Annotated in this window: 21 protein-coding genes and 5 tRNA genes; 14 read left to right on the plus strand and 12 right to left on the minus strand. The window is 69.0% G+C overall.

The window, feature by feature from the left end; all coding sequences use genetic code 11:
* Positions 1–75 precede the first annotated feature (75 nt).
* Positions 76–148, minus strand: a tRNA-Val gene (locus EDF53_RS06480).
* A 215-nt stretch (positions 149–363) separates the two neighbouring features.
* On the opposite strand from EDF53_RS06480, the gene EDF53_RS06485 reads away from it, so the two are divergent.
* From EDF53_RS06485 to EDF53_RS06495, 3 genes are all read left to right on the plus strand, one after another.
* A tRNA-Gly gene (locus EDF53_RS06485) sits at positions 364–435 on the plus strand.
* An 82-nt stretch (positions 436–517) separates the two neighbouring features.
* Positions 518–591 (plus strand) — tRNA-Cys (locus tag EDF53_RS06490).
* A gap of 48 nt (positions 592–639) precedes the next feature.
* Positions 640–711: transfer RNA gene (locus EDF53_RS06495), tRNA-Val, on the plus strand.
* Between the two features lie 861 nt (positions 712–1,572).
* On the opposite strand, the gene EDF53_RS06505 is transcribed toward EDF53_RS06495, so the two are convergent.
* Complete coding sequence (locus tag EDF53_RS06505; RefSeq protein WP_123292771.1) at positions 1,573–2,235, minus strand: hypothetical protein; 663 nt, start codon at positions 2,233–2,235, stop codon at positions 1,573–1,575.
* Between the two features lie 101 nt (positions 2,236–2,336).
* Between EDF53_RS06505 and EDF53_RS06510 the strand changes: the two genes are divergently transcribed.
* Positions 2,337–2,552, plus strand: coding sequence for a hypothetical protein (locus EDF53_RS06510; RefSeq protein ID WP_123292772.1), 216 nt, complete (start codon positions 2,337–2,339; stop codon positions 2,550–2,552).
* A gap of 91 nt (positions 2,553–2,643) precedes the next feature.
* Positions 2,644–3,459: a hypothetical protein gene (locus tag EDF53_RS06515; protein ID WP_148058289.1), complete on the plus strand. Its 816-nt coding sequence runs from the start codon at positions 2,644–2,646 to the stop codon at positions 3,457–3,459.
* A 111-nt stretch (positions 3,460–3,570) separates the two neighbouring features.
* Here the strand turns inward: EDF53_RS06515 and EDF53_RS06520 are convergent, their stop codons facing one another.
* Positions 3,571–4,170: a nucleotidyltransferase domain-containing protein gene (locus tag EDF53_RS06520; RefSeq protein WP_148058290.1), complete on the minus strand. Its 600-nt coding sequence runs from the start codon at positions 4,168–4,170 to the stop codon at positions 3,571–3,573.
* Between the two features lie 139 nt (positions 4,171–4,309).
* Between EDF53_RS06520 and EDF53_RS06525 the strand changes: the two genes are divergently transcribed.
* Together EDF53_RS06525 and EDF53_RS06530 are read left to right on the plus strand one after the other, a co-directional pair.
* Positions 4,310–5,095, plus strand: a complete 786-nt coding sequence (locus tag EDF53_RS06525) for an esterase family protein (protein WP_260215227.1) — start codon at positions 4,310–4,312, stop codon at positions 5,093–5,095.
* 149 nt (positions 5,096–5,244) lie between these two features.
* Positions 5,245–5,703, plus strand: a complete 459-nt coding sequence (locus EDF53_RS06530; RefSeq protein ID WP_148058291.1) for a hypothetical protein — start codon at positions 5,245–5,247, stop codon at positions 5,701–5,703.
* Positions 5,704–5,841: 138 nt separating this feature from the next.
* Here the strand turns inward: EDF53_RS06530 and EDF53_RS06535 are convergent, their stop codons facing one another.
* The gene (locus EDF53_RS06535; RefSeq protein ID WP_185020966.1) at positions 5,842–6,897 is read right to left on the minus strand and encodes an HD domain-containing protein; all 1,056 of its coding nucleotides are present in this window, start codon (positions 6,895–6,897) and stop codon (positions 5,842–5,844) included.
* 124 nt (positions 6,898–7,021) lie between these two features.
* Between EDF53_RS06535 and EDF53_RS06540 the strand changes: the two genes are divergently transcribed.
* Positions 7,022–7,831, plus strand: a complete 810-nt coding sequence (locus tag EDF53_RS06540; protein WP_185020967.1) for a hypothetical protein — start codon at positions 7,022–7,024, stop codon at positions 7,829–7,831.
* A 52-nt stretch (positions 7,832–7,883) separates the two neighbouring features.
* Here EDF53_RS06540 and EDF53_RS06545 read toward each other — a convergent pair whose 3' ends face one another.
* The 3 genes from EDF53_RS06545 to EDF53_RS19630 form a co-directional block, all read right to left on the minus strand.
* A complete protein-coding gene (locus EDF53_RS06545; protein ID WP_123292779.1) occupies positions 7,884–8,066 on the minus strand; it encodes a hypothetical protein in 183 nt (60 codons plus the stop codon).
* 130 nt (positions 8,067–8,196) lie between these two features.
* Complete coding sequence (locus EDF53_RS06550) at positions 8,197–9,978, minus strand: choice-of-anchor D domain-containing protein (RefSeq protein WP_123292780.1); 1,782 nt, start codon at positions 9,976–9,978, stop codon at positions 8,197–8,199.
* 872 nt (positions 9,979–10,850) lie between these two features.
* Positions 10,851–11,114 carry a recombinase family protein gene (locus tag EDF53_RS19630; protein WP_260215228.1) on the minus strand — a complete coding sequence of 88 codons (264 nt, stop codon included), beginning with the start codon at positions 11,112–11,114 and terminating at the stop codon, positions 10,851–10,853.
* Between the two features lie 29 nt (positions 11,115–11,143).
* Here EDF53_RS19630 and EDF53_RS19275 point away from each other — a divergent pair, with 29 nt between their 5' ends.
* Both EDF53_RS19275 and EDF53_RS06570 read left to right on the plus strand, forming a co-directional pair.
* Entirely contained in the window at positions 11,144–11,614 is a 471-nt protein-coding gene (locus tag EDF53_RS19275; RefSeq protein ID WP_185020969.1) for a hypothetical protein, read from the plus strand.
* Between the two features lie 147 nt (positions 11,615–11,761).
* Positions 11,762–12,523, plus strand: coding sequence for an SDR family NAD(P)-dependent oxidoreductase (locus EDF53_RS06570; RefSeq protein ID WP_123292873.1), 762 nt, complete (start codon positions 11,762–11,764; stop codon positions 12,521–12,523).
* Here the strand turns inward: EDF53_RS06570 and EDF53_RS06575 are convergent.
* A complete protein-coding gene (locus EDF53_RS06575; protein ID WP_260215229.1) occupies positions 12,508–13,959 on the minus strand; it encodes an MFS transporter in 1,452 nt (483 codons plus the stop codon). The two genes, EDF53_RS06570 and EDF53_RS06575, sit on opposite strands and share 16 nt — an antisense overlap.
* Positions 13,960–14,223: 264 nt before the next feature.
* Here EDF53_RS06575 and EDF53_RS06580 point away from each other — a divergent pair, with 264 nt between their 5' ends.
* The 3 genes from EDF53_RS06580 to EDF53_RS06590 all read left to right on the plus strand — a co-directional run bounded on the left by EDF53_RS06580 (position 14,224) and on the right by EDF53_RS06590 (position 18,655).
* A complete protein-coding gene (locus EDF53_RS06580) occupies positions 14,224–15,096 on the plus strand; it encodes an oxidoreductase (protein WP_123292782.1) in 873 nt (290 codons plus the stop codon).
* Positions 15,097–15,167: 71 nt separating this feature from the next.
* Positions 15,168–17,279, plus strand: a complete 2,112-nt coding sequence (locus tag EDF53_RS06585) for a GMC oxidoreductase (RefSeq protein WP_123292783.1) — start codon at positions 15,168–15,170, stop codon at positions 17,277–17,279.
* Positions 17,276–18,655, plus strand: coding sequence for a hypothetical protein (locus EDF53_RS06590; RefSeq protein ID WP_148058294.1), 1,380 nt, complete (start codon positions 17,276–17,278; stop codon positions 18,653–18,655). The genes EDF53_RS06585 and EDF53_RS06590 overlap by 4 nt, the downstream gene beginning before the upstream one ends.
* A gap of 36 nt (positions 18,656–18,691) precedes the next feature.
* Here EDF53_RS06590 and EDF53_RS06595 read toward each other — a convergent pair whose 3' ends face one another.
* Positions 18,692–18,898, minus strand: a complete 207-nt coding sequence (locus tag EDF53_RS06595) for a hypothetical protein (RefSeq protein WP_111084081.1) — start codon at positions 18,896–18,898, stop codon at positions 18,692–18,694.
* Between the two features lie 179 nt (positions 18,899–19,077).
* Here EDF53_RS06595 and EDF53_RS06600 point away from each other — a divergent pair.
* A tRNA-Gly gene (locus EDF53_RS06600) sits at positions 19,078–19,149 on the plus strand.
* A 274-nt stretch (positions 19,150–19,423) separates the two neighbouring features.
* On the opposite strand, the gene EDF53_RS06605 is transcribed toward EDF53_RS06600, so the two are convergent.
* The 3 genes from EDF53_RS06605 to EDF53_RS06615 are packed head-to-tail and all read right to left on the minus strand — an operon-like array spanning position 19,424 to position 21,086.
* Entirely contained in the window at positions 19,424–19,693 is a 270-nt protein-coding gene (locus EDF53_RS06605) for a DUF6510 family protein (RefSeq protein WP_123292785.1), read from the minus strand.
* Complete coding sequence (locus tag EDF53_RS06610; protein ID WP_123292786.1) at positions 19,693–20,496, minus strand: ferredoxin reductase; 804 nt, start codon at positions 20,494–20,496, stop codon at positions 19,693–19,695. The genes EDF53_RS06605 and EDF53_RS06610 overlap by 1 nt, the downstream gene beginning before the upstream one ends.
* The gene (locus tag EDF53_RS06615) at positions 20,493–21,086 is read right to left on the minus strand and encodes a molybdopterin-dependent oxidoreductase (protein ID WP_123292787.1); all 594 of its coding nucleotides are present in this window, start codon (positions 21,084–21,086) and stop codon (positions 20,493–20,495) included. The genes EDF53_RS06610 and EDF53_RS06615 overlap by 4 nt, the downstream gene beginning before the upstream one ends.
* Positions 21,087–21,096 lie beyond the last annotated feature (10 nt).

Below are 21,096 nucleotides of genomic sequence, written 5' to 3' on the forward strand. Positions count from 1 at the left end.
GGCTGTTCTGGCTGCTGACTGTCTCAACAGATGCGAAGAGCCCGACGCTTGTGCGCCGGGCTCTTGCAGGGTGGGTGGGCGATACCAGACTCGAACTGATGACCTCTTCGGTGTGAACGAAGCGCGCTACCAACTGCGCCAATCGCCCCCTGCACTGTTCGTGCGAGTCGATAGTAGCCGAAGTCCGGCGGTGCATCGAACACGGCGCGCGCCCCGGGTGTGGCGTGCCGCTGACGAGGGGGCTCAGACCGGCCGGATCCGCATGAACTCGGGGGACACGCCCGGTGAACGGGATGGATTTTGGTGGATGACCCTGGGTTCGTATAGAGTTTACGTCGTCGCCGCGACAGCGGAAAGACAAATGCGGATGTGGCGCAGTGGTAGCGCATCACCTTGCCAAGGTGAGGGTCGCGAGTTCGAATCTCGTCATCCGCTCGAGTGTGGGGCTTCTCGAAGTCCCACGACTCACCAGAGGGTATCCCACCGTTCGGGTACTCACGGAGACGTGAACCTCGATGGTGGGGTGGCCGAGAGGCTAGGCAGCGGCCTGCAAAGCCGTCCACGCGGGTTCGAATCCCGTCCCCACCTCCAGCAACACCCTCCAGATCCTGTACGGACCCCGGTTCAGACAGGGAATCTGGGCGATTGGCGCAGCGGTAGCGCGCTTCCCTGACACGGAAGAGGTCACTGGTTCGATCCCAGTATCGCCCACCCGAGAAAGCCCCCGGCAGGACCATCAGGTCCGGCCGGGGGTTTTCGTGTTCCTGCGGCCACGTCCTCTGGTTCACACAGGACACTCGGCACGGATCTGGCACGTTCTGCTGTCCCACCGCATCGGAACCGCGCTGTCCCTCCGCGCGTCGCTCTCGCCCGATAGCCTCCTCCGCGTAAGCATCTCCGACTTCGACGTCGAGCCCAGAACCGGGTCGCGCTCCGGGGCGGTCTTGCTCGGAATCGCGAGCGCAATCGCCGGAGTTCTCGCGATCATCGGGTGGCCGTTGCCTGTCATCTCGTCGACACATGGCCGAGGTCAGCATGCTTGGGCACGGACCATCCGTGGAGTCCAAGACTGGTTCGCACACGACGGCTGGCGGATGTCCGGAGCGTCGTGGATCTACGGCGCTTTCGCGGTCGTCGCCGCGGCCTCCGTGGTCGTTCTGCTTCATCCTGCTTGGAGCGGCCGCCGCGCCTTGCTCATCGTCGTCGTACCGGCCGGAGCGCTACTCGTAGCGGGCCCTGCACTGCAATGGGCTCTCGGACTGCCCTGGTCAAACTACGGAAGCGAGTCGACCGGCGACACGACCATTGGCATCATCGCGACGGTTGTGTGCGGCGCCGTGCTCATGGGCTTCCGTCGGGCAACGAGGCGTAGGGCCCGCCGTGACAGAGATCAGGGGACGCGAGCTCACTGACCTGGTGCGCCAGCGGACGGCCTCCCGAGGGGCCGCGGTACCGCCTGGCCACCATGCGCCGTCGGCGCGAAGACCACAACGGTCGCAAGAAGGGACCCAGGGCTGACGTCGCTGTACTCGTCGCAGGACCTGCAGTATGCATGTCCCGATGACCGATCGGCTACCGGACGGTGTGAAGGACTTCGACGCTCATCGAGTGCTCTGTTGCCCGATATCGCGCGAGCGCGACCGTGGCTTCCGTGATGTCGCCGAACCCAGTGCGCCTGTGCCGCTGCACGTATTCGGCCGCCCAGGGTTCGGGGACTGCTTCCCGGTGGACGCTGATGGAGATGTGTGCGGTGTCTCGCACGAACGCCATCGGCGGCGCGACGCCGTCGTGTAGGTCCGCCGCTGCCTGACGCATCTGTCGCCGGATCGGAAGCAGCGTCTCGTCGTCGAAGCCCTGAACGAAGACGCCGGAAGGCGAGCCACCGAGCCCAACCAGCCGAACGTTGACGTCCAGCAGATCGCGGGCACGCTCGACCGCATCGACGTAGTGCTCGATTGTCGTCCGCGCGACCTTGTCGCGGTATGGCTCCAAGCTCGTGACCGTCAGGTGCAGGTCGGCGGCGTTGTAGATGTGGTGCGTGCCGGCGTAGAGGCTGCCAATTCCAGCGGCGGCCGCGCTCACGGCGTCTGCGACGTGCACCGGGGGAAGCAGTACGAGGCTGAGACCCCAGCGTGCGTCGCCGTCGACAGGCGCGTGGTCCACGCGGAGGGTGCCCCTGTTGAAGGACCGGTGCGCTTCCTTCCAGAGCGAGTCGTACTTCACGCCGGTTGCCATCTCGTCACGCTATCGGCCCGTCGCCTCGAGAAGGAGCAGCGCGGACAGCCGATCGCTCAACGGGACGCCTGAGGGGTGGTCTCACGGGTAGCTTCGGCATCATGACGAAGCGCGAGCGGCTTGGCCGACGGCTGCCGCTGTGGACGCTGGTCCTCGTGGGTGTCGTTCTTCTCGGTGTCGCTGCGCTGCTGTTGTTCCTCGTCGACTCGATGTTGGTCTTCCTGGCGATCTCGCCACTCACCATCGCCGGGCTCTACACGCTCGCCTACGCCGGCGGAGAGTGGCGACGACGAAGCGACAAGCAGCGCGGCCGATAGCCGATCGGCCATCGGACGGATGGCGCAGACGGGGAAACCTTCGAGCACACGCTTCGTCGGGTGCCCTGGAGCAACGTCGTATGGTCGGGTGATGCCTGGCTTCGAAGACGACGTGGTTGCAACTCGGGCCGCCGGGACGTTCGATGATCACGCGGCTCCGGAGTCGGTATGCCTCGTTGCGACCTGTCACGACCCGCTCGGAGGATTCGCCGCAGGTATCGAGGCCGCCGGACCCGCCCTCGCGGAGGTGTTCGGTGCTGTGGCAGTGAACGCCACCGCTGAAACTCATCCGGCGACGATCGCGGCACTGCGTGCGCTGGCTGTGCCGTTGCTCCTCGACGAACACGCCGCCGGCACGATCGGCATCGGAACGGCGAGGAAGAACGCGCTGGACCTCGGGTTGCAAAGCGACTGCGGATCGCTGTTCCACTCGGACCTGGACCACATCCTGCGATGGGTGAGCGGTGCTCGACGGGAAGTGGAGCGCACGCTCGCTCGACGCGACGTCGACTTCCTCGTCGTCGGACGCTCCACGGTGGCGATGGAGGCTGCCCCGGATAGGCTTCGTCGAACTGAAGAGATCGTGAACCACGTGTACGGGCTTGCAAACGGCCTCGCGAATCGGTGGGACTTGATGATCGCCCTGCGCTTGATGACCCGCGCCACCGCACAGTTGATCGTCGACCAGAGTCACGACACCTCGATCACGAACGATGTGACCTGGCCGATGCTGGTCCGTACACGTGGGTCGAGCGTCGGCTACGTCGAAGGCGACGGAATCCGGTTCCTGGCTCGAGATGACTTCGGCGCCATCGACCGTCGCGACGAGGATCCTCGGGAATGGCGAGCTCGCATGGTCACGGCGACCGCCCACGTCGCAGCGATCGTCGACTTCGATCTCGGTTGAAGCATCGAGAGCACGGCTGCTCCCGCCTGTTCTCCCCGCCATCTGGAGTTCAGCCAGCCGACAGATCAGACTTTGCGGGTTCTTTCGGATCGACGGTCGGCTATCGAGACGTCAACGGAACGCGTTCGCCCATGCTGATCCAGGGTGCGCCCGTGTGATCGCCTCGTGGAGCCACTGACGTGCCTCGTCGCCCAGCAACGGTGTCACTGCTGCTCGGTCCGATTCGTCTTTCGCGGACGGGTCGGCGGATTTCCAGAGCAGTTGCACCTCGGGCGCGACGACCCGTAATCCCTCGACGTCGAGGACGGCCGCGGACCACTGGCGCTGGACCGTCGGCACGCGGCGGTAGAGCCACCTGTCGCTGTCGCCGGCCTCTCGGTTGATCTGCAAGCACCAGAGTCCCGATCGTTTGTCGAGACACCAGATGTTGTCCAGCGGTTCCGTGTCGACGGCTTCGTCGATCGGCGCGAGCTGCCCTGACTGCGCGGCGAAGAGCTGCATCCAACCGGGCAGTGCCGCGGCGAGGGCGGGGAAGTCCTCATCGACGATGCTCACGTCGATGTCGCCATGCGCGCGTGATGTGTACCCGAGGAGGGCATCGAGGCCGAACCCACCGGAGAGCCACGCTGGGCTACCAGCGATGACGTCTCGCACGCGCGCCACAGACAATGGTGCCCATCGGTCCACGGACGGGTCGTAGCGGCGGCGCATGCCGCCACCATAGGTGCCCGGGCGATCGCTCTGCGGGATGAAGCGATCCCGGTCGCATCCGAGCGTGTCGACGCCGCAACCATTCGCTGCTCTTCCTCTGTCTCAGGACAACGTCTCGTACGAGTACGGACCTGACTCTGTGACACGCGTCGGCGTTGAGCCAGGCTCGACCGAACAGTTCGAGCTCGAAGAGAGCCAGCGTTTCCCGGGCACCACGCGAAGTGTGTGGGTGCACCGCCCAGCAGGGCATCGGGCCGACGAGCCGAGCGCGGTCATGTTCTTCAACGACGGCTGGTGGTACCTCGATCCCGACGGCGACGTCCGCGGTGGGATCGTCCTCGACAACCTCGCTGCCAAGCGTGACTTGCCACAGATGATCGGCGTCTTTGTGGACCCAGGCGTGCTCGATGTCAACGGAACGCCGACGAAGCACCGCAACGCCGAGTACGACGCGTTCAACGACGCCTACGCCAGCTTCCTCCTCGACGAGGTGCTCCCCATCGTGCGAGAGCGCTTCGTTGTCTCGGACGATCCGATGATGCGTGGTATCTGCGGTGGCAGTAGCGGCGGGAACGCTGCCGTCACCGCGGCGTGGAGTCGACCCGAGGGCCTGGGTCGAGCGATCGCCTTCAATCCGAGCTTCGCGCAGATGCCCGGTGGCAACCCGTACCCGGCCGTTTTTGCTACCGAACCGCGCAGGCAGACACGTCTGTTCCTCCACGCCGCTCACCGCGATTTGCACTGGAACGAGCCTGAGTGGAATTGGTTCGCCGAGAGCCTGGACACCGCGGCTGCGCTCGGGCGCGCGGGCTACGACTTTCGCCTCGTTGTCGGCGACGGCGGCCATTTACCCAACCACGGCGGAGTACTCCTCCCCGACGCTCTCCGCTGGCTCTGGCAAGCTCACCCCGCGTCCGTCCGATAGCCGATCAGCTATCGAGCCTGGGGACAGAATGGCCGATACGCTCCGACCATGAGCTTCAGAACGCCTTGGTCTGTGCGACGGTGAGAATCGAGTCATTCGACGTTGAACCGGTCGACCATCGCAGGTTGTTTAGTTGGTTGGTCGGTCTGGTGGCTGCTGCCACTGGCGTTCTTGCGATCATCGGGTGGCCACTGCCGGCGGCGCCGGGAAGATACGTGTCGTCCGATGCATGGGCACGCACGACCGCCCTGATCGAAGCGTGGTGGACACACGACGGTTGGCGAATGTCAGGGGCGTCATGGCTTTGGGGCGGGGTCGCGATAGGCGCGACAACTGGCGCGATTGCGATTTGGGACGGGAAGGAACGGACTTGGCGCAAGACGTGGTTGCTGACCGTGCTACCGGGCGGAGTCATCGCAGCGCTGGGCCCGTTGGTCCAGGTGGTGCTGGGGATTCGGTGGTCGAATTACTCACAGAACCACGACGCCCGCTCCACGATTTTCGTGTACGTGATCGGACTGGCGGTGGCGGTGGGCCTTCCATTCCTCCAGGGGTGGGTGATGCGAGGCCGCGAGCAGACCGACGGCGGCGACGCGTTTCGACGTTGACTCACCCTAATCGCCGGTCCAAGACGAGTCGCCAACCCGAGTCGTGGTTGTCGGATGACCGCCGTGATTCGACTCGTCGTCCTCCAACTTTCGCCGGTGTGAGTCCGGTAGCCGATCCGTTGCCGGTCGCGGTCGGGCCTACGCGACGGGGGCCTGACCCTTGGTTCTCTGAACGCTCACCCGCATCGGAAGGTCCTGCTGCAAGGCGTCGACGCGGGGATCGAAAGTAGGTTGACCGTCACTCATGGGGAGATCGAGGTAGCTCCGCCGAATCACGTGCGAGAAGGGCGCGCCGTGACTGTTGTCCCGGTGACGACGGAGGTACCAATGCTGAGGATGACGTCGCAACGACGCTGCGTCGACACGGGTCTCATCGGCGGAGAGCAGAAGTGACCACAGTTCGTCGTCAGTCATGCTGGCCAGGACCGTCGGTTCGAGGGCTCCCGTGCCGAGGAGACGACTTACCAAGCCACGCACGACGGCGACGGGGACGAGGTTTGCTGCGCTTCTCTGCGCGTGGGCTTCGCCGATCGCGAGGTCCGTGAGTTCCACCGCATCGACCGGATCAGCATCAACGGCCCCGTCGCGCAAACGCAGCCGTCGCAGCAGCTCATGTGGTGCGGACCGCGTGCGCCCGTGCGCCTGCCCGCTGCGCAAGAAGGAGTCGAGGTGGTCCAGCTTCAGTCCACCGTGCACTGCCGTGAGCGCCGAGGGGAGGCTCCCGTCATCGAGTGCGATGATCGTTTCAGCATCGCTATCGAGTGTCACTTCTGCGGCGAAGATCGCAGTGATCCGCTGTCGGGTGAGGCGGTGGTGGTCGAGACCCGCGAGGCCCTCGAGTGTGTGACTGAACGGCAGATGGCCGACATCGTGCAACAACGCTGCGATCCGCGAAGGGTGATCCTCGGACGCGAAGTGGGCCACGAGGGCAAGCACGCCGAGCGAGTGCTCGAGGCGAGAGTAGGTCTGAACCGTTGTGATCGAGGCGGCTCCCGCATGCGCGATGAAGGCCAGACGCCGCACCGGCCAGGTGCGGAGGAGACGCTGCTCCGTTTCTGTCAGGCTCACTTCGATCCGCCACAGCGGGTCAAAGAACACCCCGTCGTTCCCCAACGTGTCGATCGCGTCCCCGTGCACAATGGCCTCTCTGCCGTCCCCCTCGACGGTATCGGAACGAACAGCGATTTCCAGCAAGCTCACCCAGTCTGGGCCCGATCCGCTCCGGCTACGCACACGTGACGGGTTGCGTCCGATAGACGAACGTCGGCTGGGACTGCTTCGCGCGAGATACCGGCGTCTGCGGTGCCATGCTGACGGGGTGATTCCGCTGACCGAAGCCGCGCGTGGTGAGTGGATTGTCGAGCGCGCTGGCCGATGGGCGACTGTCGGCGGTGTCGCTGGCGAGGGCTTCGAGGCGTACGCGAGGCTGCTGCACCCGGTAGATGCGCGCCGTTCCGATCCGAGCACGGTCGACGAGTGGGGTAACCCCGTCGATGTTGAGCACACGCGTTGGCGGTGGGCTGAAGTCGCGCGTCGCAACGGCCGGGTGATGCATCCCCTGGTGCAGTGGTGGCGCATCACTGACGAAGAGCAGACCAGGGACTGGTCGGATGGGTGGAGGGTCGGTCAGTCCGACGATGGGTGGTTCGACCCGGAGGACCTCGCGGTGCTGACCACGCACCTGCGGGCCGCGACACGGACCCCGGACGACCTGGTCATCGGAGCGTGGGAAGGCACCGGCAATCCGCCCTGGGCAGAGGAGGGTCGGAACGCGCTCACGCGCGCTCGCATGCAGATGCACTGGCCAGGTCGGGACATGTGGTTGTTCAGCTCGAGCCTGGGCGAGCTTGCGGACCCGACGTGGGCGCAGCGCTCCGTGCCTGGATGGGAATGCAGCCGCTGGGGCCAGGAGGGCCCCTACACGTCGCTGATCTGGCCCGAGGATCACGCCTGGGCGGTCGCGTCGGAGGAAGACTGGGACTCGACGATCGTCGCCGGCTCACGCGCACTCGTCGACAGCATCCTCGCGGACGACCGCTTCGAGGCCTTCGAGGTGCACGAAGATGACGACTTGAGCTGGGACGGCGATCTCCTCAATCCCCGCCGACAGCCGAAACCAGGGCCCTGAGACGACCAGACACCGGTGAAGGATCTGTCCGCGGGCGCACTGACACCAAGGGTCAGCCGATATCGTTCGCGATCGTCGCGAGGTGGTCCCGGATCTTCCGCAGACTCTCGTCGATCGTCTTCATCCGACCCTTGACCGACGTGGAGCTCACGCCGTACGTCGTCAGGGTCACCGTCTCGATGGTGAGGTCGAAGGAGTCACGGATTCGTGACCAGCCGAGCCCCTTGTGTGACACGTCGACCCGGACCTCGTCCGGAGTCGGTTCCCCGTTCGTCAGTTCGGCGCCCGAACCGGCCCGACCGGCCCACCAGGTGTTCGACAGAAACTGCCCCGGATTGAGGACCGGGATCGCCCGCGCGCCGCAGTTATCCCACGGTGACGGGGACGGAGTACGACGCTGTCCCCTTCCCGGCGGCGTTCACCGGGGTGACGTAGACCATGTCGTTCCCCGCGGGCAGTCCGGTCAGTGTCAGCGGGCTGGACGTTCCGGTGACGGTGTGGCGGTAGTCGGAGAGAATGTAGCTAGTGATGGGCAGCCCGCCGTTGCTGGTTGGGGGTGTGAACGTGACGGTCACGGAACCGCTCCCAGCTGTCACGTTGGTGATGGTCGGCCGGCCGGGGGCTGTGACGGTCACCGGCGGAGTGCCGAACCGGGCGAAGGCAGGCTTGCTGACGTTTCCGGTGGTGTCCACCGCAAACAGCGCCACCGTGTACTGCTGACCGGACGGAACGGCCGGCACTGTCGCTGAGGTGCCGGACACGGTGAGCGGTGTTCCGCTCTGCAAGGTCGCGCCGGCACCGCTGCCTTGCACGAGCCGTGCCACGACGGACTTCGCGTCCTTCGAAGTGGACGCCTTCCAGGTGACCTTCCGCGGCGAGGTCGCCGTCACCGTAACTGCGGTCGGCGCTGCCGGTGCGGTCACGTCGGCGCGTGCCTGCCACTGCAGCGCACCGGTCTGCGCGTTCTTGTCGACGCAGTACTGGGTGAACGACAGGTTCACAGCGTCGGGGAGCCCGGTGACCGGGTCGAGGGTGAACTGCTTCACGGTTTCCGTGCCGGTGGTGTCGCAGCCCATGGAACGCACCGTGGTGAGCAGGGAGTACCCGTTCCCCTGCCCGTGGATGTAGGTCTTTCGCGTGCCGACGGGGATAGGGCCGTCGCCGGGCCCCTCGAGAAAGACTCTGAGAACGCTTCCACTGCCGTCGAGGTTGTCGGCGTTGAACGTCCAGCCTCCGAAACCCGCTCCGACCGTCATCGCCGAGTTCGCGCCGGTGACCTTCGTTGTCTTCCCGTTGTTGACGATGTCCTTCCCGGATGAGGAGATACCCGTCGTGCCGAGGAACGCGGACCCGGTCAGCGGCACCGACCTGGTCGCCGTGCCGACCTTCATGCTCAAGGCCGCGTTCACGGGTCCAGCAGCTTTCGGCGCGAAGCCGACCTTGAACGTGCAGGTGGCGCCGGCGGCGAGGGTTGCCTTGCAGGTGCTGTTGCTGGCGGAGAACGACGTCGCGTTCACCCCGGTGACGGTCGGAGCTCCGAGTGTGACCGCGGCGGTCCCCGTGTTGTGGAGCGTCTCGACCTGCGTCGTCTTCGGCAGGCCGATGAACGTCTTCGCGAAGACGAAGTTCCGAGCGCCGAAGACGACGGAACCGGCTGGGTCCTCCCCGAACCGGAACTCTCCGATCCCGGGTACGACCGCGTCAAAGCGGGTGATAGCCCCGTTGGTGGGGTCGGATGCGAGGTCGAGGATGTTGAAGTCGCCGTAGATGTACTCGCCGTTGACGGTCAACGTTGGCACTTTCGCGAGGTCGGACTGCTGCGTCCCGACGAGGCGGTAGCTGCCGGTCGTCAACGGCTTCCCGCTCGGCGGCGTCAGGATGAACGACGCGCTGCTGGTGCTCGAGACCGTCATCCGCGCGTCGATGCCGCGGGTGGTGTCCGCGATGAGCCGTCGCACGTTCGCGCCATCGGCGAACTGTGGCAGGCCACGCTCCGAGTAGTACGGGGAGAGGATTTGCAGAACCCCGCCGGTAGGTGGAGGTGTCGGTGTCGCTGCGGATACTGCTTCGAGCCCGACGAATCCGAGCGCGCTGGCGGTGAGGAGCGTGGCAGCTGTCATCGCTGCCGCGCGTGTGAAGCGCTGCATGTGTCGTCCGTTCTGGTCCCCGCGTCAGTCCCACCCCGGGACGACGCCGCTGACGCTACTCGCGACGTACCGCTCTGGAACGATCGGTGCGGGAACCCGCAACGCGGCGCCGGTGACCAGGCATCATTACCGTCCAGCCCACATCTCAGAGCGGCATCAACCGGTCCGCGTATCGAAGTGACCCAACCATCCGGTTCGTACACGACGGCCGAGCCTGGTGCGCCACCGGCGAAATGATCCAACCGCCAGCGGGCCCCTGTCCTACGAATACCGGCCCGCGAGAGGCATCACCTAACGGCCCACTCCCAACGACCGCAGCCGCGAGGTCTTCTCAGCCATCGTGGTCTTCCGTGCGCCGTTCACCCGTTTCGCGAGGAAGATGGTGTCGACCCTGTACGGCGCGTTAGGGCGACGCATTGCCAAACGATTCGCTTCTGAACTCATCGCCACCATCGGGTGCTTCTTCATCGCGTTCAGCGTTGGCGACCTCGTGTGCCTCGCGCTCGGGTCTCCGATGGCCCCCGTGTGATCACCGCGGGTTCAACGCATTGCTCAGGCTGGGGGCGTTTGTTGCGCTCACCGCGTTACGGAGCCAAGGACGCGTCGCGGTCTTGAGAAGGGGTACGGCCGAGACCATCCCAGTCCGCCAACCGATCCGCTATAGAGACGTGATCACGACACGGAGCGGTGCGAGAGCGACGACACCGAACGACGCTGCTCACAGGTAGTGCCGTGTACCTGCCCCGCAAAAATGCCCGCTGACGGGCGCCAAACGCTACAACGTCTTGCGCTCACCTTCGAGGTGCTCAGCGGTTGGCGTCACGGGACAGAGGGCGGTGGAGGTCGCGAGCATCCGATAGAGGGTGGCGCCGTCAATGCCAAGCCCCCGGGGAGGGGGGCTCCTCGGCGATCTGGTCATCGGTTCTCTTGCGGTTGCGGCCCGTGTGCTTTCCGGCAGCTTTGGCGATGCGAATGTCTTCGCGTTTCCGTTCGCGGATGAGGGTGCGTCCGAACTCCGCGAAGGCACCGAGGAGGTTCAGCATGAGCCGGTCGATCCCAGAGGGGGCTTTCGTCGTTCCGGATCGGTGGACGCTGTCAGGATCGAGCGGGTTCGGGACATCTCTCAGGAGAAGCACCGATCCGATCGCTCGAAGGAGTCAGCACCATGCAGACCCACGTCCGTCCCCTCATCGCCGCTGCGGCGGCCGCCGCGCTCGTCGCCATCCTCACCGGCTGTGCCGCAGCGTCGCCCGCTGGCCCGGCGACCTCCACGCCTGACCGCGTCGGAGCCAGCACGTCGACGAGCCCGACGCCGACCGAGACGACTGCGCCCTCCCCGACCGCGACTGCACCGTCCCCGTCCCCGTCCCCGACCGCGTCCGCGACACCCACGGTCTCGGCGCTCGCCCAGCACATCCACGACGAGTGCAACAAGGGCGCCGACGACGCCGGGGTCGTCCTGGAGTTCACCGCGGAGCCGTCCGGGTACACCAGCGACGGCAAGTACCTGCTCGTGTACCCGATCAAGCAGTTCACGGACGGCCACACCGACCCGTGGGCGATCTACAACTGCACCCTCACCGACGACACGGTCGGCTCGACGTTCGTCGGCGGCGGCGTGACCGACACGCACTGAGCGACCAGAGTCGGTGGACGTGACCAGCGCGGGAGGCGCGGTGCGCGACGGACGCACGCCGCGCCTCCCGGCCGGGTCGTGTACGCAGGGCGGTACCTCGTCGACGCGGTGCACCGCGCCGACCCCGCTCAGGAAGGCGCCCGCACCATGACCTCACCCTTCGACCTCACCGGCCGGACCGCCCTCGTCACCGGCGGCAACCAGGGACTCGGCCGGGCGTTCGCCTTCGGCCTCGCCGAGGCCGGCGCCCGAGTCGCGATCGTCGGGCGCTCCGCGGAGCGCAACGCCCGGGTCGCCGCCGAGGCCGCGGATGCCGGCCACGACTTCGTCACCATCACGGCGGACATCACCGACGGCGCGCAGGTGACGCGCATGACCGTGGAGGCGATGACGGCCCTCGGTCGGATCGACGTGCTCGTCAACAACGCCGGCACCTGCCACCACCGGGACGCGTTCGACGTCCCCGACAGCGAGTGGGACGACGTGTTCGACCTGAACGTCCGCGCACTGTGGAAGACGTCGACGGCGGTCGGCGCGCACATGCGTGACGCCGGTTCGGGCTCGATCGTGAACATCGGCAGCATGTCTGGCCTCATCGTGAACCGGCCGCAGTGGCAGCCGGCGTACAACGCGTCGAAGGCCGCTGTGCACCACCTGACGAAGTCGCTCGCCGTCGAGTGGGCGCAGTACGGGATCCGCGTGAACGCCGTCGCGCCCGGGTACGTGAAGACCGAGATGGCCCCGGTGGACTCCCCGGAGTTCCGGCGGTACTGGATCGAGGACGCACCGCAGCAGCGGTTCGCCCTGCCCGAGGAGATCGCGCCGAGCGTCGTGTTCCTGGCGAGCGACGCGGCGTCGTTCATCACCGGATCCGTGCTCGTGGCGGACGGCGGCTACAGCGCCGTGTGAGCCGGTTCGGCCACCGGCGTGCCCGCGCGGGTCGTCGCGCGGGCCATGCCGACGGCGACGAGCACAGCGGCGACGACCGTCAGGACGACGCCCGCGACGGTGATCCCGCCCTCGAACGCGGCCAGGCGGTCCGCCGTCCACGACGTCGACGCGATGCTGCCCGGCACGAGCACCGCCAGCACCGTCCCGGTCGCCGCGATGCCCACCGCGGTCGCGAGCTCGCTCGAGGTGTCGACGAGCGCCGCCCCGACCGACGTCCGGTTCGACGGCAGGCCCTGGAGCACGTTGTTGCCCGCGACGACCCCGACGACCCGCATCCCCGCGGCGACGAGGACGAGTGCCGCGGCGACCCAGCCGTACCCGGCTCGGCCGCCGACGGTGAAGAGCACGAGTCCTGCGACGACGGCGCCGGCGCTCAGCCAGGCCGCGCGGCCGAGGCCCACCCGCTGCACGAACGGGCCGACGAAGCGTCCGGACGCCAGGAGCACCACCACCTGCGGCAGCGTCCCGATCGCGGCGAGCGCCGGCGACCACCCCCAGGCGAACTGCAGCTGCAGCGTCACCAGGTACGACAGGCCGGAGACGGCCAGTCCGGAGGCCGCCTTGTACGCCAGACCGCTCGCGACGAGCGGACGGGCGAGCAGGCGCAGGTCGAGCAGCGGCTGTGCCGCGGTGCGCTCCCGCCGCACGAAGGCCGCCACCGCCGCGACCGTCACGACGACGCCGGTCCACCCCGGCCAGGAGGCGCTGCCCGCCTCTGCGAAGAGGGTGGGCGTCCCGAGTGCACCGACCAGGGCCGTGGTCCCGAACAACGCGCCGGTCACGTCGATCCGGTCGGGGTGCAGGTCCTGCGGTCGGTCAGCCGGCACGCCGGCTCGGATGCCGACGAACGCGAGCGCCGCGATCGGCACGTTCACCAGGAGCAGGGCCTGCCACGGTGCCACCGCGAGGGCGAAGCCACCCGCCGTCGGACCGACCGCGAGCCCGACCAGGCCCGCGGTGGAGATGACCGTCAGCGCCCGGACCCGCAGGGCGTCGGTGTCGAAGAGCCGGAAGGCCAGGGCCATCGACCCGGGCGTCGTCATCGCCGCCGCGAGCCCCATGAGCGCGCGGACAGCGATGAGTTCGCCGGTCCTGGTGACGAGCGTGGTCGCCAGCGCGGAGAGCGCGAGCAGCACCAGACCGACGAGCATCACCCGGCGTCGGCCGAACCGGTCGGCGACCGCACCGAACAGGAGCATGAGGGCGCCGAAGACGACCGAGTAGGCGCCGGTGACCCACTGCAGGCCGGTCGTCGACGCGTGGAGTTCACGGCCGATGGTCGGCAGCGCGACGTTCAGCACCGAGTTGTCGAGCATCTCGAACAGGAAGACGGCGGACAGGCCGGCGAGGGCGATCCCGGCGTCACGGAGCCGGGCGGGGGAACGGGTGGACACGTGCACTCCTTCGATGAAGAAGTGGCGACTCGTCCGAGACCGCGTGTGGGTGCCTGGCCGCCGGAGCGACGAGGCGTTTTGCCCTCTGGCAGGAGCGTACGTCCAGTGGGGCGTCTGCTGCAAGCGGGCCGTCTGCTGCAAGCGGACCGTCCGCTGCAAGTGGGCCGGAACGCGCGTCGGTGTCGTGCGAGCCGCTGCCCACGCGAGCAGGCTGTCAGGAGTGCGCTGCGCCCTCGGCGTCGGCACGCCCTCGAAGGAGATCCGATGAGCACCACCACCCCTCGACTGCCGGGCGACACCTGGACCCTCGGCGACCGGCCGGTCGCACGCTTCGGCTACGGCGCGATGCAGCTCACCGGTCCCCGGGTCGTCGGGCCACCGAAGGACCACGACGAGGCCGTCTCCGTGCTCCGGGACGCCGTCGCGGGCGGCATCACGCACATCGACACCGCCGAGACGTACGGCCCCCGCATCGTCAACGAGCTGGTCCACGAGGCGCTGCACCCGTACGCCGACGACCTCGTCATCGCGACGAAGGTCGGTGCGCGACGCGACGCCCGAGGCGGTTGGCCGACAGCTCGGGAACCCGACCAACTGCGCGCACAGGTCGACGACAACCTCGAGACGCTCGGCGTCGACGTGCTGGACCTCGTCAACCTGCGGCTGGGCGACGCGAACGGTCCGGTCGCGGGGCCGATCGCCCCGGCGTTCGAGACGCTGGTCGACCTGCAGCGACAGGGGGTCATCCGGCACCTCGGGGTGAGCAACGCGACGACGGACCAGGTGGCGGAAGCGCAGGGGATCGCACCGATCGTCTCGGTGCAGAACATGTACAACCTGGCCAATCGGCAGGACGACCCGCTCATCGACCGGCTCGCGGCCGAGGGGGTCGCCTACGTGCCGTTCTTCCCGCTCGGCGGCTTCGCCCCGCTGCAGTCCGAGGTGCTCTCGACCGTGGCGACACGGCTCGGGTCGACGCCGATGTCCGTCGCCCTGGCGTGGCTGCTCCGCCGGTCCCCGAACATCCTGCTGATCCCGGGCACGTCGTCGCGGGCGCACCTGCAGGAGAACATCGAGGGTGCCTCCGTCGTGCTGAGCGACGACGACCTGCTCGACCTCGAGGGCATCGGCGGCTGAGCACCCGGAGCCGGGCGAGTCCGTTACGGTGCTCGTGGGGCGGCACCGGCGCTGCTCGAGAGGCAGGACCGATGACGGACCACGCGGGCACCGCGGCGCAGGAGTTCCTCCGCACGCACGACGAACGGCTCCGTTCCCTGGTCGACCAGGTGGTGCCGGCGGACGAGTACCCGTCGGCGTCCGAGGCCGGCGCGCTCGACTTCCTGGCCGGGGTGCTGGTCGACCGGCCGGACTGGCTGGACCGTCTCCGTGGCGTCGTGGAGTACGCGGACGACCACGAGGGCGTCGACGAGCTCCGCGACGGCGACGATCCCGACTGGACCTGGTTCGCCGAGCTCGTGGCCGCGGGCTACTACGCCGACGCGGGGAACGGCGGGAACGCGGGGGAGCGGTCATGGGAGATGGTGGGGTGGCAGCCCGGTCCGCCGGACGGCTGGAGCGTGCCGGTACCGGTACCGACCGCAGCGCCCACGGTCGTGCACCCGTCGCAGCTGGCCGACCGGTACGACGCGGTCGTCGTCGGGTCGGGCGCCGGCGGGGGTGTCGCGGCGTGCGGGCTCGCCGAGTCCGGTCGGCGCGTGCTCGTGGTCGAGGCCGGTGGGTGGCCCGGCACCGCGGAACTCAGCCGTGACCACATCCGGAACCCGCGGTCGAGCTGGGGCGTCGCACCGCGGTCGGGGCCGTCCGACGTCGGCAACCCGCGGACGGTGGCGGACGGTCGCGAGCTCCTGGTGCTCCGTCCCTCGTCGCCGGGGTGGCACAACAACGCCGTCACGGCCGGGGGCGGCACGCGGGTCTACGGTGCCCAGGCCTGGCGGTTCGGGCCGCGGGACTTCGCGATGGCGTCGACGTACGGCGTGCCGGACGGCAGCGCCCTGGCCGACTGGCCGTTCGGGTACGACGAGCTCGAGCCCTGGTACGAGCGCGCCGAGTGGGAGATCGGGGTCAGCGGCGGTGACGTCGACGGTCCGTGGTCCGGGGAACGCTCGCGCGCGCGACCGATGCCACCGCTGCCGTCCGGGGCGGCGCGGGACCGGCTCGCCGGCGCCGCGGACGCGCTGGGCATCTCGACGGTGCACGTCCCGCTCCTGATCAACTCGACGCCGTACCTGGGCCGCCGCGCGTGTGAGCAGTGCGGCATGTGCGTCGGCTTCGCGTGCCCGGTCGACGCCAAGAACGGCAGCCAGAACACCATGCTGACCCGCGCGTTCGCCACCGGGAACGCGTCGATCGTGCTCGAGTCGCGGGTCGCCCGACTGCGCACGGACCATGCCGGCCGTGTCGTCGGCGTCACGATCGTCGGCACCGCGGACGGCAGCGACTGGCGGGCCGAGGTCGACGCCGCCGAGGTCGTCGTGGCGGCCGGGGCGGTGGAGTCGGCACGGCTCCTGCTGAACAGCCGGAGCGACCAGGAGCCCGACGGCATCGGCAACGGTGCGGACCAGGTCGGCCGGCACCTGCAGGGCCACGTCTACGGCGGCGCGATGGGCGTCTTCGACGACGTGGTGGACGACGGGCTCGGACCGGGACCGTCGATCGCCACCACCGACTACCGGCACGGCGTGCCCGGGCAGATCGGTGGCGGGATCCTGGCGAACGAGTTCATCGCGACGCCGTCGAACACGTACCAGTACCTCGTCGGCACGGGGCTCGCGCCGCGCTCCGGGCTCGACGGCAAGCACGCGATGCGGGACCTGGCGCGGCGCAGCATGCGGATCATGGGGCCGATCCAGGAGGTCACCACGGCCGACGCACGCGTCCGGGTCGACCCCGCGGTGACGGACCGGTACGGCATCCCGGTGGCGTCGTTCAGCGGTGGGGTCCACCCGGAGGACGTCCGTGCTCGCGACCACACCAGCGCCCGGAGCGGCGACTGGTTGCGCGCGGCCGGCGCCACGCGCGTGGCGGAGCTGCACGGTCCGGTCCGGGGCACGAGCGGTGGCCAGCACCAGGCCGGCACGCTCCGGATGGGGACGGACCCCGCGACGTCGGTCGTCGACCCGTTCGGCCGGGTGTGGGGACACGACAACCTGCGCGTGACCGACGGCTCGGTGCACGTGACGAACGGCGGGGTCAACCCGGTGCTCACCATCCTGGCGACCGCGATGCGGAGCGTCGACGCGATGGTCGCGCAGCACGGTGACCGCGTGCCCGGTCCGCCACCGATACGGTGGCGTCCGTGACCGACGACCCTGAAGCCGCCATCGCCCAGCACGTCCACGACGCGTGGGACGGTTCCCTGCGGCTCGTGCACATCACGATCTCGGACGAGGACGGCGACGCCTACCCCGGCCAGGACGTCGACCGGTGGGTGATCGACGTCCGGGTGCCCATCACCGACGACGAGGCCGAAGCGGTGTCGGTCGCCGAGGTCGCCGCGTACACGAGCCGATCGCCCGAGTCGGTCGAGGCACTGGTGCTCGGGTACCAGGTGTCCGACGTCGACGGTGACTTCGCCGCGGCGATCGTCGTGCCGGACGCCACGGGCGAGACCTTCCTGTCGCTGCAGACGCACGCCGCCGAGATGCTCGGCAAGCCGGACCTGCTCGCGCTGGACCGCCTCACCGTGCGCCCGGCGTACCGCGGGCTGCCCGGGCTCGTCCCCGCCGTGGTCGACGCCGTGCGTCGTGGCCCCGCCGGTCGTTCGGCGTCGTGGGTGCTCGCGGACCCCTCGGTCTGGAACGTGCCGTTCGAGGACCAGGACCGTGCCGCCGGCGAGTTCGTCCAGTGGGCGGACACCCACGTGTTCGCGTCGATGAACGCGGACCACGAGGACCTCGAGCGGTTGGCCGCCGTGCCCCCGACCGGCGGCATCGTCATGGGGTCCCGCTCGGACGAGGTGCACCTCGGCGACGCGCTCGACGAGGCGTTGGCGCGTCCGGCGATCGCGGTGGCGTTCGCCCTGCCGCCGAAGCTCCCGGCGAGCATCTGGGCCGCGGCCCCCGAGGACGTCCACGGCGTGCACCCCGACGAGGCCACCGGGTCCATCACCGTCGAGACGCACGACGAGCAGCTCGAGGTCGTCGGATCGCCCGGCACGGCACCGCAGCTGGTCGGGACCTCGGCTTCGGCCGACGCCGCGACGCAGGACTGGCTCCGGGCGGTGCACCAGCGCTGGTGGCAGTACGAGCCCGGACTGCACGACCGGATCCACGAGGTCGTCGACGAGTACCTGACGTCGGGGGAGATCGAGTCCGTCACCGACGAACGCGCCCCGCACCTGCACGCGCCGGACCTGCCCGTGTTCCGCACCGAGTGGCCCGGGATCGGCGAGGTGCACCTGGAGCCCCTCGGCGAGGACACCGAACCGGTCGTGTACGACGCCGTGCTCGAGGTCGGCGATGCCCACGACCACATCGGGGTCGTCGTCGTGCACGAGTCCGGGCACGTCCGCGCGTCCCTCCACGACGAGTGGAACCCCGGGCTGGTCGACGTGGGCGGTGCGCTCACGCACCTGGTCAGCCTCGGTGCGGGGGAGTTCTTCGCGGACGCCCTGCACGACGAGCTGTCGGCCGGCGCCGAGCACGCGATCCTGACGGGCGACGTCCGCGGGCACTGACCGCAGTCGAGCGCCCGGCCCGTCGCCGAGCGCGGCTCAGACCGGGCGGTAGATCGCGATCGGGGGCGCCTGGTCGTCACCGTCGTCGTGCGCGTCGCCGGTGGCGAGCCAGGTCCGCCCCTCGTGCTCGATCGTGGTCGGCAGGTCGCCGTGCACCAGGATGCGGATGGCGGGGGTGTCACCGTCGATCAGGTCGACGCCGTGGGCCTCGGTCCCGCCCGGGTTGTCGTGCACGTAGCTCATGCTCCGATCGAACTCCTCGGTGCCTGATGACCGTGCCTGATGACCGCGCCTGACGACCGCGACGGGCCGCGACGGGCCGCGCCTCGCGACACCGGACACGCCCGGATCTGCCGCAGAACACGTCTGTGGGCCCGCGATCGGGTACAGTCGACTCCGCACGGCCCACACGGCGTGCGAACGCGGATGTGGCGCAGTGGTAGCGCATCACCTTGCCAAGGTGAGGGTCGCGAGTTCGAATCTCGTCATCCGCTCGGACGGAACAGGACCCCCGGGGTTGCTCACAGAGCAGCACCGGGGGTTCTGTCGTTCCCGGGCGCCGTGAGCGGGCACATCCGGGGGCGCAGGCTTCGGGTACCCGCGCCCGCCGGACGCAGAGGCCGCACTGCCCCGAGTGGAGACGCCGGGTGGGTGGCCCAGCGATGTCCCGAAGAGTGATCCGGAGCATCGTCGCGGTCGGATTGGACCCCAGTTCGGGGCATGCGGAAAGCCGCAAGAACTCCGCACGAGATGCGTTCGGTGATTGCGCTAGCCGCGATCCTCGGGTAGTGGGATCAGCGTGGCACGGGTGCCGGGGAGGCTGATCCAGCGCGCGGATCCGGCCTCGACCACCGTGACGAGCACGGTGTCACACGTCCGGCACCGGGCGACGGAGCCCATCGCCGAGCAGTACACGGCGGTGCGTGCGACCGTTCCGCGGGACCCGCACCCCGCGCAGCAGAGCACCGTCACGGTCGGCTCCGGACCGAGCACCTCGGACAGGACCCCTGCGAGGGCGTTGCCGTCGACGACGATCATCAGCTGCCCCCGAACCGTTCGGCACGGACGTCGGCGGTGTCGTGCCCGAGGTCGGCGAGCCAGCGGAGCACCTGCTCGACGAAGGGCGTCGAGCCGCACACGTAGACGAGCGCCCTGGCGTCGGGTGGGAAGACCGCGGCGGCGAGCGCATCGCGGGTCAGCCGTCCCGCGAGCACGGCGGACCCGGGTGGAGCGATCCGGCTGTACACGGTGGTCACCTCGAGCGGAGCGTCGGAAGCGACGGCCCGGTCGAGTTCGGCGCGGAAGAAGACGTCGTCCGGGGTCCGGACGGCGACGAGCAACCGGAACGGTGCGGGGTCCCCGGCCTCGGCGTGCGCGGTGACCATGGCGACGAGCGGCACGATCCCCGAGCCGCCGGCGATCAGCTGCACCGGACGGTCGGACGCGCCGGGACGCCACACGAACCAGCCGCCGAGCGGCCCGTGCACCTCGAGCGCGTCGCCGACCTCGACCGCGTCGACCAGGAACGGGGACACCTCGCCACCCTCGACTCGGTCGACGGCGAGGACGACGTCGGTCCGGTCACCCGCCGAGGCGATCGAGTACGAGCGGGATGCCTGGTAGCCGTCCTCGGCCGTGAGTCGCAGGTCCAGGTGCTGGCCCGGGTCGTTCCCCGGCCAGGTCGGGACGTCCAGGACGACCCGACGGGCGTTCGGGGTCTCGCGCTCCACCGAGGCGACCGTCGCGGGGTGCCAGGCCGGCCGCCTGCGGGGCGCGGGCCGACCGGCGGGCGCGATCCGGGCCTCCAGGTCGGTGGACACGTCGGTGTCGGGAACCGTCACCAGTACCGCTCTTCCTTCCACGGGTCGCCGTGCAGGTTGTAGCCCGCGTTCTCCCAGAAGCCCGGTTCGTCGTCCGCCTGCATGACGATCCCGCTCACCCACTTCGCGCTCTTCCAGAAGTACAGGTGCGGGACCAGCAGGCGCGCCGGACCGCCGTGTTCGGGCTCGAGCGGTTCACCGTCGGCCTCGAACGCGATCCACGCCTTGCCGTCCAGCAGCTCGTCGAGCGGCACGTTCGTCGTGTACCCGCCGGTGCTGTGCACCATGCAGTAGTCGAGCGACGTCTCGACGTCCTCGAACAGGCGGTCGACGGGGACGCCGCGCCAGGGCACGTCGAGCTTGGTCCAGTGGGTGACGCAGTGGATGTCGACGGTGACGTCCTCGACGCCGAGCGCGTGCACCTCGTCCCACGTCCAGGTGTGCAGACCGTTCTCGGTGCGGATCGAGAAGCTCCACGACGCCGGATCGAGCTCGGGCGTGGCACCGGCCGACAGGACCGGCCAGTCGCGCACCAGGGTCTGGCCGGGCGGGATGCGGGTGTCGTCGCGGTCGGCCCGACGGCCACCGAACCCCCTGGTGAACGTCGCCATGATCCTCCTC

The sequence above is a fragment of the Curtobacterium sp. PhB78 genome (assembly GCF_003751685.1).
In the GTDB taxonomy this organism is placed as follows: Bacteria; Actinomycetota; Actinomycetes; order Actinomycetales; family Microbacteriaceae; genus Curtobacterium.